The organism is Streptomyces sp. NPDC054794 (genome assembly GCF_053611585.1).
Window position 1 is genome coordinate 106,404 of sequence record NZ_JBSHAQ010000021.1, and the last position, 13,736, is coordinate 120,139.

The following is a 13,736-nucleotide window of genomic DNA, read 5'->3' on the forward strand; positions in this document are numbered from 1 at the left end:
ACGCTCCCCGCCGCACCGGATCGGGAAGAATTCTCCGCATGACCATCGCAGCACACCCGCTCGTCTCCCGTGCCCGACGGCTCGCGGACGACCTGCTCGCCCCGCGGGCCGCTCAGGTCGACGAGGAGGGCGTGCCCGTGAGCCACATCGAGGCCGTCAGACGCGCCGGGCTGCTCGGGGTGAGCGCGCCGCGCGAGGACGGCGGGGCGGGTGCTCCCGAGGGAGTGGCCCGGGAGATCGCGGAGATCCTGGCGGGGGCGTGCTGCTCCACCTGGTTCGTGCAGACCCAGCACCACACGCCGGTGAAGTTGCTCGCGAAGTCCGAACTCCCCGTGCGGGGGCGCCTGTTGCGTCCGCTGGCGACCGGCGAGCTGATGGCCGGCATCGCCTATGCCCATGTCCGTCGGTTCCCCCGTGTGCCGGTGCGGGCCACGGCGGAGCGGGGCGGCTGGCGCTTCGACGGAACCGTGCCCTGGTACACCGGCTGGGGCCTGAACGACGTGATGCTGCTCGCGGGTGTCTGCGAGCGGGGCGACGTGGTGTTCGCGTTCGCCGACGCGCGCGAACGGCCGGGGCTGCGGCCCTCGCCGCCGATGCGGCTCGCCGCGCTCACCGCCGCCCGGACCGTGTCCCTGGAGCTGGACGGCCTGTGGCTGCCCGAGGAGTCCGTGGTGCTGCGCACCCCGCACGAGAGCTTCGCCCGGATCGACATCCCGCGCAGCACCAACACCTCCCCGGCCGTGTTCGGGGTGGCGTACGCGGCGCTGCGCGTCCTGGAGAACGCCCCGCAGGGCGCGGAGCCGGCGGCCGCGCTGCGCGCCGACCTGGACGAGGTGCGGCGGCGGGCCTACGCGCTCGCCGACCACCCCGTCCCGCACGAGCACATCGAGGAACGTCTGAGCCTCAAGACGCGGGCGTACGACCTGCTGCGCGCGGCGACCACCGCGGCGGTCGTGGCCGGCGGTGGGCGCGCCATGGACCTGCGCAGCCCGGCCCAGCGGCTGGCCCGGGAGGCGATGTTCCTGCTGATCCAGGGCCAGACGGCCGAGGTACGCCGGGCCCAGCTGGCCGCGCTGACCCCGACGCGGCAGAGCGGCGAGTCCTGGCCAGGTCCTGGCTAGGCGGCCTCCTCCTCGGCGGGCACCACCACGAGGAACGCGTCGGAGTTCAGGTCCATCACCACGGTCGCGGGCTCCCCCTCCGCCCGCCGGGCGGCCGCGTACTCCTCCGCCGGCCATGATCCGCGCGGAGCCCCCGCCGGAAACCGTTCCAACACCCTCGCGCTCATAGCGGTGATTCACCTCCGGCGTCGACGCGTGGCCGGTCCGCCCGGCCCGCCTCCTCCTCTTCGCCTGCCCCGGATCGACGCGGACATGTCCAGCTCAATTTCGGTCGTCGGCGGCGTGCGCATCCGCGCGGGGCGTCCGGGTGGAAGTGATCCATGGGGGACCCCGACACGGAGGATCCAAGACCCATGGAGCGGGACCACATGGAGCCGGACCACATGGCGCGGGAACAGACCCAGCCGGACCACAGGGCACGAGAATCCACCGAGCCGGACCACAGGGCACGGGACTCCATGGCGCGGGAGCACATGGCGCCGGACCCCACCGGCGCGGCGGGCCCGCTGTGTCTGGTGACGGGCGCCACCGGGTACATCGGGGGCCGGCTCGTGCCCGAGCTGCTCGCCGCCGGGTACCGGGTGCGCTGTCTGGCGCGCTCCCCCGGCAAGCTCCGCGACCACCCGTGGGCGGGCGACGTGGAGGTGGTGCAGGGCGACGTCACCGATGCCGTGTCGGTCGCCGAGGCGCTGCGGGGCGTCGAGGTCGCCTACTACCTGGTGCACGCCCTCGGCACGGGCCGCCGGTTCGAGGAGACCGACCGCCGCGCGGCACGGATCCTCGGGGACCGGGCCCGGGCCGCCGGCCTGCGCCGCATCGTCTACCTCGGCGGTCTCGCCCCGGCGCGGGTGCCCGACCGCGAGCTCTCGCCCCACCTGCGGTCCCGCGCGGAGGTCGGCCGCATCCTGCTCGACTCGGGCGTACCCACGACCGTCCTGCGCGCGGCCGTGATCATCGGCTCGGGCTCGGCCTCCTTCGAGATGCTGCGCTACCTCACCGAGCGCCTGCCCGTGATGGTCACCCCGAGCTGGGTGCGCACCCGCATCCAGCCCATCGCCGTACGGGACGTGCTGCGCCTGCTCGTCGGCAGCGCCCGCATGCCCGCCGACGTCAGCCGGGCCTTCGACATCGGGGGCCCGGACATCCTCACGTACCGGGACATGATGCTCCGCTACGCGGCGGTGGCGGGGCTCCCCCGTCGGGTGATCCTCCCCGTGCCGGTCCTCACGCCCCGGCTGTCCAGTCACTGGGTCGGCCTGGTCACGCCCGTCCCCGCGTCCCTCGCCCGCCCGCTGACCGAGTCGCTGCGCCACGAGGTCGTCTGCCGCGAGCACGACATCGCCGGGTACGTGCCCGACCCGCCGGGGCACCCCATCGGCTTCGACGAGGCGGTGCGGCTGGCCCTGCGACGCGTCCGCGACGCCGGCGTCACCACCCGCTGGACCTCCGCCGCGGTCCCCGGCGCGCCCAGCGACCCGCTGCCCACCGACCCCGACTGGGCGGGCGGCAGCCTCTACACCGACCGGCGCGAGGCGAAGGTCGACGCACCGGCCGGCGACCTGTGGCGGGTGATCGAGGGGGTCGGCGGCGACAACGGCTGGTACTCCTTCCCGCTCGCCTGGGCGGCGCGCGGCCGGCTCGACCGGCTGACCGGCGGGGTCGGGCTGCGCCGCGGCCGCCGGGACGCACAGCGGCTGCGGGTGGGCGACTCGCTGGACTTCTGGCGGGTCGAGGAGATCGAGCCGGGGCATCTGCTGCGGCTGCGCGCCGAGATGCGGCTGCCGGGACTGGCCTGGCTGGAGATGTCCGCCGAACGGGACGGGAACGGCGGCAGCCGGTACCGCCAGCGTGCCCTGTTCCATCCGCACGGGCTGCTCGGCCACGCCTACTGGTGGAGCGTCTCCCCCTTCCACGCCGTCGTCTTCGGCGGCATGGCCCGCAACATCGCCCGGGCGGCGGCCCGTGGCCCGCTCACCCCGAGGAAGGAAGGCGCACGCAGTCGTTGACAGCCGCATCCGCCGGGCCCGCCGGGGCGGAAGCAGCTCACCGTCAGCACCTGTCCCACCCGGAGCCGCCTCATGAACGTCTCGGTCGTCCTGTTCACCTCCGACCTGCGCCTGCACGACCACCCGCCGCTGCGGGCCGCCCTGGACGGGCCGGGGCGGCTGGTGGTGCCGCTGTTCGTCCGCGACCGGGCGGTGGACGACGCCGGCTTCGCGGCCCCCAACCGGCTGGCGTTCCTCGCCGACTGCCTGCACGACCTGGACGCGGAACTGCGCGAGCGCGGCGGGCGACTGGTCGTACGGTCCGGTGACGTCGTGGACGAGGTGGGCAAGGTGGCGGCCGAGGCGGACGCCGACGAGGTGCACATGGCGGCCGACGTCAGCGCGTACGCGCACCGCCGGGAGGCACGGCTGCGGCAGTCCCTGGAGGCAGAGGGACGCCGGCTGCACGTCCACGACACGGTGACCACGGCGGTCGCTCCCGGCGCGGTGACCCCGGCCACCTCCGACCACTTCGCGGTGTTCACGCCCTACTTCCGGCAGTGGTCGCGGCAGCCGCTGCGCAAGCCGCTCGGCGCACCCCGCGCGGTACGGGTGCCGGACGGCGTGGGGTCCGAGGAACTCCCCACCCGCACGGCGCTTTCGGGGCTGTCCGAGGGGCTCGTCCCCGGCGGTGAGACGGTGGGCCGGAAGCGGATGACCGCCTGGCTGCGCCGCGGTGTGGCGCACTACGAGGACCGGCACGACGACCTGGCCGGCGACGCGACCTCGCGCCTCTCGCCGCACCTCCACTTCGGGACGCTCTCCCCCGTCGAGCTCGTCCACCGGGCGCGCCAGGCGGGCGGTCCGGGCGCCGATGCCTTCGTCCGGCAGCTCGCCTGGCGCGACTTCCACCGTCAGGTGCTGTCGGCGCGGCCGAGCGCGGCCGGCGCCGACTACCGCACCAAACGCGACCGTTGGCGCTCCGAGCGGACGGCCCGGGACGACGTCGAGGCATGGCGGGAGGGCCGTACGGGCTATCCGGTCGTGGACGCGGCCATGCGCCAGCTCCGGTACGAGGGCTGGATGCACAACCGGGGCCGGCTGCTGGCCGCGAGTTTCCTGACCAAGACGCTCTACGTCGACTGGCGGGTGGGCGCCCGGCACTTCCTGGATCTGCTGGTGGACGGGGACGTGGCCAACAACCAGCTGAACTGGCAGTGGATGGCGGGCACGGGCACGGACTCCCGCCCCAACCGCGTCCTCAACCCCGTCACCCAGGGCAAGCGGTACGACCCGGACGGCGCGTACGTCCGGCGCTGGGTGCCCGAACTGGAGGGCGTCGAGGGCCCCGTGGTGCACGAGCCGTGGAAGCTGTGGGGCCTGGACCGCGCCGCGATCGACTACCCGGACCCGATCGTCGACCTGTCCGACGGGCTGGCCCGGTTCCGGCGGGCCCGCGAACGCGACTGAGGGGGCCGCGCGGGCGCACGCCGACGCCGCGCGGGCGCCTGGGGCACGGCCGGCTCGCCCACGGCACGGCCGGTCAGTGCGGCGGCGCGGCCCTCCGTGCCCCGGCCAGGGTGTCGATCGCGTCGCGCAGTGCCGTCGGGCGCAGCATGCCCCTCGCCGGTCGGCCGGACCAGCCCGGTCCGGCCAGCAGGACGGCGGGCCGCCGCCGCGCGCCCCGCACGCCCCACTCCGTGGCGGCCACGTGCTGGGCCAGGGGCGGGCTCGCCGTCAAGCGCGCCTGTGCCCACAGGACCACGGCGGCCGGCCCCAGCCGCCGGACCGCCGCCGTGAGTGCCTCGACGGGCACGGCGGCGCCGAACATCCGTGTGGGCAGCCCGAGTTCGCACAGTCCGGCGTTGAGCGCCTCCAGTGGCAGGGTGTGCTGCTCGCCGGGTACGCAGGCCAGGATCACCGGCCCGGGAGCCGTGGCGTCCGCCGTCGTCCCCGGCGGCCGGGTGTGCCGGCGCAGCACGGTGGAGACGTGCCACGACAGGAGGTGCTCCACCTCGACGTAACGGTCCCCCGACGAGGCCCATTTGCGTCCCACGGCGTGCAGGGTCGGCACCATCACCTCCTGCCAGGCGACGGTGACGCCGTACTCGGCCACGGCGCGGGTGAGCTGCTCGTCGACGGCCGCGGCGTCCAGGCGCACGGCGGCGCGGGCCAGGCCCCGGCACTCCTGGCGCACGTCACCGAGCGGCAGGCCGCCCGCCGCCCGCGAACGCGGGGCCGGTCCGGCGCCCCTAGGGGATCTGTCCGCCCCGGACGGTCCGTCGGGTGTCCGTGCGGCGGGCTCGGTGCCCTCCTTCGCCGCGCGGGCCGCCTCGGCGGGTGGTACTCCCGCGGACGTGAGCCGGCACATCGTCTCCAGCTTCGCCACGTCCCGGGGCGTCCAGCGCCGGTGCCGGCCGTCGGCGCGCTCTGCGGGTCCGAGGCCGTAGCGGCGGTCCCAGGTGCGCAGGGTCGTGGGCGAGACGCCGAGCCTGCGGGCCAGGGCACCGGTGGTCAGCCCGGCGTCGCCGGTGGGGGCGGCGGGGCCCGGCCCGGACCGCTCCGGCTCGTTCACCAGCGCGTACTCACCCATACACCGACTATACGACGCAGAATCGACGCAAGTTGAGGCATTGCCTCACGCGCTCGCACGATGGCGACAGCGTCCCACGTGAGGAGCCGTGATCATGACGCCCTGCCGGGCCGCCCCCGCGGACCCACCGCCGTACGCCGTCGCCACGACGTCGCCGTGGGCCCCGGCCGAGGAGTCGTTCGCCGACGAGGAGATCGCCCGCGGTCTGGTCGCGGGCGAGGACGCCTGTCTGACCGCCGCCTACCGGCGCTGGTCCGGGCTGGTGTTCACGCTGGCCAGGCGTTCGCTGGGGGACGACGGCGAGGCGGAGGACGTCACCCAGCAGGTGTTCCTCGGCGTGTGGCGCGGGCGGCACGGATACCGGCCGGAACGCGGTCCGATCGGCGCCTGGATCGTCGGCATCACCCGGCGCAGGATCGCGGACGCGCTGACCGCGCGGTCCCGGCGCGGCGACCTGGTCACCGCCGCCGGGTCGGCCCTCGACACCGGGGACGCCCGGACCGGGCAGCCCGAGGACGCGCTGGACCGCGTGCTGGTCCGGCACGAGCTGGCCGGGCTTCCGGCGGCCCAGCGGCGGGTGCTGTGCCTGGCCTTCTACGAGGACCTGACGCAGCCCCAGATCGCCGCCCGTACGGGCTGGCCGCTGGGCACGGTGAAGAGTCACGCGCGGCGCGGGCTGCACCGGTTGAGGAGTCGCCTCGAACAGCAGACACAGGCGGAAGAACATGCGTACGCGAACGCTTGAGCCCCACAGGAGCACGAATCCGACGCAGAAGCGATGCAGAGATGGATACCACCGATCCCGTACCGCCTCTGTATATAAGAGCGGAATAAGGGCAGAATGGGTGGATGCGGCGTTTACGGTGCCGCAGCAGACGCGGTCAGGCCTGCAAGTCAAAGGAGACAGCCATGGCCAACGTCTCTCCCAGACACGACATAGCGAGCCACCCCGATGTCTCCGAAATGCGGGCACGCTACGCCCGTATGCTCGACGGTCGTGATGTAGCGCTCGTGGACGGACCGGTGTTCCTGCTCGGTCTGTACTGCGCGGCATCCCCGTGGATCCTCCACTACACGGCGAGCCAGCCGGCGCTCGCCACCCACAACCTGATCATGGGTATCGCGATCGGCCTGCTGGCCCTGGGATTCACCACCGCTCCGGCTCGGATGTACGGCCTGAGCTGGGCCATGTGTGCCCTCGGCGTCTGGATGATCATCGCGCCATGGATCGTCGGCACCAGCCCGGACACCGGCGTCATCCTCAACAACGTCATCATCGGCGCGCTGGCCGTGGTCCTCGGGTTGCTGTGCGCCATGACGGCGGCGAAGGCCACCCCCATGGCCCCCATGCCATAGAAGAGAACAACGAGGAAAGGAAAAATTACCGCGAGGCCGGTGCGCGAAAGCGAACCGGCCTCGCCGTGTCCGGACGACGTTCCTGCCTCGCCGCAGCCGGTCGGCGTTCCGGCCCCGCCGCGGCCGCTCAGTGCGCCGGCACCTGCCACGGTGCCTGCGGCATCGGGTTGTCGGTCTCCAGGATCGACTTGAGGTTGGACAGCACCGCCGGCCAGCCCTGCGCCACGTCCGCGCGCTCCCCCTCGTCGCCGAGGTCCTCGTGGGTGACGGTCAGGCGGACGATGTCCTCGTGCGGCCGGATCTCGAAGGTGACCCGGGAGTACTTGTCCTCCTGCCCCTCGGTCTCGGGGGACGTCCAGGTCGTGACCAGGCGGGTCGGCGGTTCGCTCTCGACGACGGTGCCGACCACGTCGGCGATGCCGGAGCCGTCGGTGCGCAGATGCTCCCAGCGGGAGCCGGGCTTCCAGTCCGAGACGTTGCTGTGCCCCCAGTAGACGGCGGTGAGCTCCGCGTCGGTGAGCGCCTCGAAGACCTTCTCCGGGGTGCTCGCGATGTAGATGACGTAGACGAAACTCGGCTTGCCGGTCATGGCTTCCTCGGCTTGTCGCTTCAGTGCGCCGAGCGCGCGCAGGCGCGGGCGCTCGAACTTGTCGATCCACCTTTCCTGGATCTCGTGGAGCGGGACGGGGTTGAGGTAGTGCAGCTTCTCCCGGCCCCGCCGCACGGTGCTGACCAGGTTGGCGGCCTCCAGGAGGGCGAGATGCTGGGTCACCGACTGGCGTGTCATCTCGATGCGGCGGCACAACTCACCCAGCGTCTGGCCGTTCTGCTCGTGCAGCCGGTCGAGCAACCGTCTGCGCGTCTCGTCGGCCAGCGCCTTGAAGACCTTGTCCATCCCGCTGTCGTCGTCCTCTGATCGCACACTCGAAGTTATGCAGTCGATTACTTGCATGTCAAGCCGGGTGGCGGCAGAAAGGGCCGTCCGGGCCGGACGTGTGTCCGGCCGGGACGGCTTCGCGAGCGACGGGGACCGCGGCGCACCGCGGGACGGTCGAGGTCAGGCGCCGGCGGGCTCCGTGTCCGGCGTGGGCGCGGTGAGGAACTCCTCCGTGATCTCCCTCGGCCCGAACGGCCACACCTTCTCCAGCCGCGCCCAGACGACGAAGGCCACGCAGCCGAGGGCCACCCAGGCCAGGGACCACTCGATGGGGTGGCGGCCCGGGGAGTTCTTGTCGGCGTAGCCGTAGATCACGCACCAGCCGACGAAGGCGACGACGCTCGGGAGGGGGTAGAGCCACATGCGGTAGGGGCGGCGCAGGGTCGGCTGTCGTTTGCGCAGGACGGACAGGGCCACGATCTGGGCCAGCGCCTGGACGATCACCATCACCGTGGTCAGCAGCTGGATCAGGGTGGCCAGGTCCGTGTGGCGGCCGATCAGGAAGCCGATCGCGGTGATCACACCCATCGTCGCCAGGCCCAGCATCGGGAAGCGGTGGCGGGGGTGCAGCTTCTCGTAGGGGCGGAAGAAGACGCGGTCGCGGGCGGCGTCGTAGGGCACCCGCGAGCCGCCGAGGAGTCCGGTGAACACCGAGGCGAACGCCGTGATCAGGATCAGTACGGTCACCGTGTCGGCGGCGCCCTTGCCCCAGGTCTTCTCCAGGACCGCCGAGGCCACCGAGGTGGCGGCGATGTCGTCCGGGTCGGTCATGCGCTGCCAGTCGATGACGCCCAGCGTGCCGATCTGCAGCAGCAGGTAGATCGCCATGATGCCGAGGATCGAGAAGATGATGGACCGCGGCAGCGTCCGGCCCGGGTCCTTGATCTCGGCGCCCATGTAGGCGGTCGTGTTGTAGCCGAGGTAGTCGTAGATGCCGATGGTCAGGCCCGCGGCGAAGCCGAGCCAGAAGTGGTTCGAGGTCAGGTCGAAGGCGCGCGCCGGGTAGGTGAAGGCCAGGTCCGCGCTGAAGTCCGTCGCCGCGGCGACGATCACCAGGAGCACCGAGGCGATCATGACGGCCCACATCACGGCGGTGATGCGGGCGATGTGCTCGATGCCCCGCCAGAGCAGGATCACGACCAGCGCGATGACGCCGAGGCCGATCAGGTCGCCGGGGGTCCGGCCCAGGTCGGGGGCGAGATAGCCGAGGTACTGGACGAAGCCGACCACGCCGGTGGACATGATCAACGGGATGAAGAGCATGGCCGTCCACACGAACAGGAACGGCATCAGCCGGCCCGTGCGGTACTGGAAGGCCTGGCGCAGATAGACGTAACTGCCGCCGGAGCCGGGCATCGCGGCGCCCAGTTCGGCCCAGACGAGGCCGTCGCAGAGCGCCAGCACCGCGCCCGCGACGAACCCGATGACCGCCTGGGGGCCGCCGAACGCGGCGACCATCAGCGGGATCGTCACGAACGGACCGATGCCGCACATCTGGCTCATGTTGATGGCGGTGGCCTGGAAGAGGCCGACGCGACGGACGAAGCCACCCGAGGGTGGCGGACTACCGGACATTGGGGGCTCCTGACGCGTTGCACGGCGAGGTCTGCCGGAGGAGGCGGGATGGCCGATAAAGTTAAGGAGCCTTACTAGATGCGTCAAGTATGCGACAGGAATACGTGAGAATGGTGCGATGCCCGCCAGCGACGCCATAGAGCAGCACGAACAGCCCTGGAGCCGTCAGCGGCTGCGCAGCGCCAACGAACGGCTGCTCCTGGACCGGCTGCGGGACCACGGCGCCGCGTCCCGCGCCCAGCTCGCCCGGGAGACCGGTCTGTCCAAGCCGACGGTCTCCAGCGCGCTCGCCTCGCTGGAGGCGGCCGGGCTCGTGCACGAGGTGGGCACCCACGCCCCCGAGCGCGGGCGGGTCGCCGTCCTGTACGCCCCGGACCCGGCCGCCGGTTACGCGCTCGGCATCGACATGGGCCGCAGCTGGCTGCGGGTCGCGCTCGCCGACCTGGACGGCACGGTGGTCGCCCGCTCCGACGTGCGCAACCCCGCTCGCGGCGCGGACGCCCTGACCGACCTGCTCGTCGGCACCGCCCGGCAGGTCGTGGCCAACTCCGGGGTGGACCCGGCGCAGGTGGCGCACGGGGTGGTGGGCACGCCCGGCGTCTACGACGAGAAGCAGCGGCGCGTGAGGTACGCGATGCATCTGCCGGGTTGGGGCCGCGCGGGGCTGCTCGACCGGCTGCGCGCCGAGCTCGGCATACCGCTGGAAGTGCACAACGACGCCAATCTGGCCGCCCTGGGCGAGTACACGTTCGGGGTCGGCGCGGGCAGCCGGCTGTTCGCGTACATCCTGATCGGGACCGGTCTCGGCATGGGCGTCGTCAGCGAGGGGCGGCTGTTCACGGGCGCGCACGGGCTGGCCGGGGAGATCGGTTTCCTGCCCTGGCCGGGGCAGCTCAAGCCGGAGCGGCTGGAGGACGCCGTGTCGGGGGTGGCCGTCGTCGAGGCGGCGCGCCGGTTCGGGATGAGCGGGCAGCTCACCGCCAAGGCCGTGTTCGACGCGGCCCGGCAGGGCAACGAGGCCGCGGTCAAGGCGGTGCACCTGGAGGGCGAGCGGATCGCGCACACGGTGGCGGCCGCCGCGGCGGTGCTCGACCCCGATCTGGTGGTCCTGGGAGGCGGGGTGGGCCACAGCGTGGACCTGCTGCTGCGGCCGGTCCGGGAGCATCTGCGCACGCTCACCCCCCTGCGCCCGAAGATCGCGCCGAGCCGACTGGGTGAGGACGCGGTCCTGCTGGGCGCGGTGGCGACGGCGTTGGGCACCGCGCGGGAGATGGTGTTCGAGCACAGGACGGCCGTGTCCTGAACATCTGCCGCCGGGGCCACGGTGATTGACACCGCCCATCGGGCGGCCTAGCTTGAGGCAGGTTAGTAAAGTTTCCTAACTTTACGAGGCTGGAGACCGCTGTGTTCCCTCGCCCCGCCCCCAGGCGCCGCCTCGCCACCGCGGCCGTGGCTCTGGGCCTGCTCTGTTCGCTGTCCACCAGTGCCTGGGCCGGGTCCCGGGATCCGGCCCCGGCACGGGCGCACGCCCGGGTCACCCGCGTCCCCTCCGCCGCCGGCAGCAGCACCCCGCTGTCCGGCTACGCGATCCAGTCGACGGCGAAGGTCGGCGACTCCCCGGAGGCCGTCTCCTCCCCCGGCTATCCGGCGACCGGCTGGTACCCGGCCGGCCCCCGCTCCACCGTCCTCGCGGCACTGCTCGCGAACGGCCTGTACGCGAACCCGTTCTACTCCACCGACCAGCAGAAGATCCCCAAGGCCGACTTCCAGGTCCCGTGGTGGTACCGGACCGACTTCACGGTCGCCGACACCGCCGAGCGCACCTACCTCGACTTCAGCGGCGTGATCTCGGCGGCCGACGTCTATGTGAACGGCCGCCAGGTGGCCAAGGCCGCCGATGTCGCCGGCGCCTACACCCGGCACGAACTGGACGTCACCTCGCTGGTCCGGTCCGGCACCAACACGGTCGCCTTCCGCATCCGGCCCAACGAGCCGAACAAGAACCTCACCATGGGCTGGATCGACTGGCTCCAGCCGCCGCCCGACGAGAACATGGGCATCGTCCGGGACGTCCTGGTCCGCCGCGGCGGCCCGGTCGCGCTGCGCGACGCGCACGTGGTGAGCAAGCTGGCCGTCCCCTCGCTCGCCACGGCCGACCTGACGGTCAGGGCGCAGGCCCGCAACGACTCCGACGCCCCCGTCACCACCGAGGTCTCCGGCAGCGTCGCGGGAACGTCCTTCGCCAGGACCGTCACGCTCGCCGCGCACGAGACGAAGACCGTCACCTTCACCCCGGCCGACTCCCCCGGCCTGCACCTCACCTCGCCGCGGGTGTGGTGGCCGGCGGGCATGGGCGACCAGCCCCTGTACGGCCTCGACCTGACCGCGTCCGTCGCCGGCACGGTGTCCGACTCCACGCACGAGACCTTCGGCATCCGTGACGTGCAGGCGCCGCTGAACTCCGACGGCGCCCGCCAGTACCGGATCAACGGCCGCAAGCTGCTGATCAAGGGCGGCGGCTGGTCGCCGGACGAGTTCCTGCGCTGGGACCGGACCTATGTCGAGGACCGGCTGAAGTACGCACTCGACCTCGGCCTCAACACCATCCGTCTCGAAGGGCACATCGAGCCCGACGAGTTCTTCGAACTGGCCGACCGCCACGGCGTCCTGACCCTGCCGGGCTGGGAGTGCTGCGACAAGTGGGAGGGCCAGGTCAACGGGAGCGGCGAGTCCGGCGACAAGTGGACCCCGGCCGACTACCCGGTCGCCAAGGCGTCGATGGCCGCCGAGGCCGCCCGGCTGCGTGACCACCCGAGCGTGATCTCCTTCCTGATCGGCAGCGACTTCGCACCCGACGCGACGATCGAGAAGAACTACCTGGACGCCCTGCGGGCCGCCGACTGGCCGACCCCGGTGGTCTCCGCCGCCTCCGACAAGTCCTCGCCGCAGCTGGGCAGTTCGGGCATGAAGATGACCGGCCCCTACGACTGGATCCCGCCGAACTACTGGTACGCCAAGCGCGAGGGCGGGGCCACCGGCTTCAACTCCGAGACCAGCGCGGGCCCGGACATCCCCACCCTCGACACCCTGCGCCGGATGATGTCACCGGCCGAGCTGGACACGCTCTGGAAGAACCCCGGCACCAAGCAGTACCACCGCTCCCCGTCGCCGGTCTTCGGCACGCTGAAGATCTACGACAACGCCCTGGCCGGCCGCTACGGCGCCCCGACCGGCCTCACCGACTACGTGCGCAAGGCGCAGCTCGCGCAGTACGAGAACGTCCGCGCCCAGTACGAGGCCTACGAGCGCAACCAGACGGACGCCTCGAAGCCGTCCACCGGGGTGATCTACTGGATGTTCAACAGCGGCTGGACGTCCCTGCACTGGCAGCTGATGGACCGCTACCTCGACCAGGGCGGCGCCTACTTCGGCGCCAAGAAGGCCAACGAGCCGCTGCACATCCAGTACTCGTACGACAACCGCTCGGTCGTCGTGGTCGACAACCGGCACGGCTCCGCGACCGGACTGACCGCGCGGGCCACCCTGTTCAACCCCGACGGCACGCAGAAGTACGACAAGACCGTCACCGGGGTGACGGTCGACGGGGACGGGGCGCACACCACCGCGCTGACGCTGCCCGCGTCGGTGAGCGGGCTGTCGACGACGTACCTGGTCCGCCTGGTCCTGACCGACTCCTCGGGCAAGGAGGTGAGCCGCAACGTGTACTGGCTCTCCACCAAGCCGGACACCCTCGACTGGGCCGGCACCGACTGGTACTACACGCCGACGACGAGCTACGCCGATCTGAAGGGGCTGACGTCGATGGCCCAGGCGCCGGTGTCGGCGACCGCGACGACGACGTCGACGGGCTCCGCGGACGGGACCTCGACCACCACGGTGACACTGCGGGCCACGGGGGGCGCAAAGACCCCGGCGCTGCTGACGGACGCCCATCTGGTCGACGCGCAGGGCCGGCCGGTGCTGCCGGTGCGCTGGTCGGACAACCAGGTGAGCCTGTGGCCGGGCGAGTCGGTGACGCTGACCGCCACCTATCGGACGGCCGATCTGCACGGATCCGCACCACGGGTGAGGATCTCCGGCTGGAACACGCCGGAGACGACGGTCCCGGCGGCGTGACCCGGTGGGGCCCGGCCGACGAGGCCGGGCCC

Annotated in this window: 11 protein-coding genes; 7 read left to right on the forward strand and 4 right to left on the reverse strand. The window is 72.6% G+C overall.

The window, feature by feature from the left end; genetic code table 11:
* The first annotated feature begins 38 nt into the window (after nucleotides 1-38).
* Nucleotides 39-1,121, forward strand: a complete 1,083-nt coding sequence (locus ACWGKT_RS23060) for an acyl-CoA dehydrogenase family protein (protein WP_453275159.1) — start codon at nucleotides 39-41, stop codon at nucleotides 1,119-1,121.
* Here the strand turns inward: ACWGKT_RS23060 and ACWGKT_RS23065 are convergent.
* Nucleotides 1,118-1,288, reverse strand: coding sequence for a hypothetical protein (locus tag ACWGKT_RS23065; RefSeq protein WP_356149752.1), 171 nt, complete (start codon nucleotides 1,286-1,288; stop codon nucleotides 1,118-1,120). The two genes, ACWGKT_RS23060 and ACWGKT_RS23065, sit on opposite strands and share 4 nt — an antisense overlap.
* 306 nt (nucleotides 1,289-1,594) lie before the next feature.
* Here ACWGKT_RS23065 and ACWGKT_RS23070 point away from each other — a divergent pair, with 306 nt between their 5' ends.
* Both ACWGKT_RS23070 and ACWGKT_RS23075 read left to right on the forward strand, forming a co-directional pair.
* Nucleotides 1,595-3,127 carry an SDR family oxidoreductase gene (locus ACWGKT_RS23070; protein ID WP_453275184.1) on the forward strand — a complete coding sequence of 511 codons (1,533 nt, stop codon included), beginning with the start codon at nucleotides 1,595-1,597 and terminating at the stop codon, nucleotides 3,125-3,127.
* 72 nt (nucleotides 3,128-3,199) lie between these two features.
* Nucleotides 3,200-4,576 carry a cryptochrome/photolyase family protein gene (locus ACWGKT_RS23075; RefSeq protein WP_453275160.1) on the forward strand — a complete coding sequence of 459 codons (1,377 nt, stop codon included), beginning with the start codon at nucleotides 3,200-3,202 and terminating at the stop codon, nucleotides 4,574-4,576.
* Between the two features lie 73 nt (nucleotides 4,577-4,649).
* Here the strand turns inward: ACWGKT_RS23075 and ACWGKT_RS23080 are convergent, their stop codons facing one another.
* Nucleotides 4,650-5,699 (reverse strand): MerR family transcriptional regulator, encoded by a 1,050-nt coding sequence (locus tag ACWGKT_RS23080; RefSeq protein WP_453275161.1) that lies wholly within the window; start codon nucleotides 5,697-5,699, stop codon nucleotides 4,650-4,652.
* 94 nt (nucleotides 5,700-5,793) lie between these two features.
* Between ACWGKT_RS23080 and ACWGKT_RS23085 the strand changes: the two genes are divergently transcribed.
* Together ACWGKT_RS23085 and ACWGKT_RS23090 are read left to right on the forward strand one after the other, a co-directional pair.
* The gene (locus ACWGKT_RS23085) at nucleotides 5,794-6,444 is read left to right on the forward strand and encodes a sigma-70 family RNA polymerase sigma factor (RefSeq protein WP_453275162.1); all 651 of its coding nucleotides are present in this window, start codon (nucleotides 5,794-5,796) and stop codon (nucleotides 6,442-6,444) included.
* A gap of 164 nt (nucleotides 6,445-6,608) precedes the next feature.
* The gene (locus ACWGKT_RS23090; protein ID WP_453275163.1) at nucleotides 6,609-7,055 is read left to right on the forward strand and encodes an SPW repeat protein; all 447 of its coding nucleotides are present in this window, start codon (nucleotides 6,609-6,611) and stop codon (nucleotides 7,053-7,055) included.
* 127 nt (nucleotides 7,056-7,182) lie between these two features.
* On the opposite strand, the gene ACWGKT_RS23095 is transcribed toward ACWGKT_RS23090, so the two are convergent.
* Nucleotides 7,183-7,950 (reverse strand): ArsR/SmtB family transcription factor, encoded by a 768-nt coding sequence (locus ACWGKT_RS23095; RefSeq protein WP_453275185.1) that lies wholly within the window; start codon nucleotides 7,948-7,950, stop codon nucleotides 7,183-7,185.
* A gap of 162 nt (nucleotides 7,951-8,112) precedes the next feature.
* Nucleotides 8,113-9,567, reverse strand: coding sequence for an APC family permease (locus ACWGKT_RS23100; protein WP_453275164.1), 1,455 nt, complete (start codon nucleotides 9,565-9,567; stop codon nucleotides 8,113-8,115).
* Nucleotides 9,568-9,685: 118 nt separating this feature from the next.
* On the opposite strand from ACWGKT_RS23100, the gene ACWGKT_RS23105 reads away from it, so the two are divergent.
* Together ACWGKT_RS23105 and ACWGKT_RS23110 are read left to right on the forward strand one after the other, a co-directional pair.
* Nucleotides 9,686-10,870, forward strand: coding sequence for an ROK family protein (locus ACWGKT_RS23105; RefSeq protein ID WP_453275165.1), 1,185 nt, complete (start codon nucleotides 9,686-9,688; stop codon nucleotides 10,868-10,870).
* A 101-nt stretch (nucleotides 10,871-10,971) separates the two neighbouring features.
* Nucleotides 10,972-13,704 carry a glycoside hydrolase family 2 protein gene (locus ACWGKT_RS23110; protein ID WP_453275166.1) on the forward strand — a complete coding sequence of 911 codons (2,733 nt, stop codon included), beginning with the start codon at nucleotides 10,972-10,974 and terminating at the stop codon, nucleotides 13,702-13,704.
* Nucleotides 13,705-13,736 lie beyond the last annotated feature (32 nt).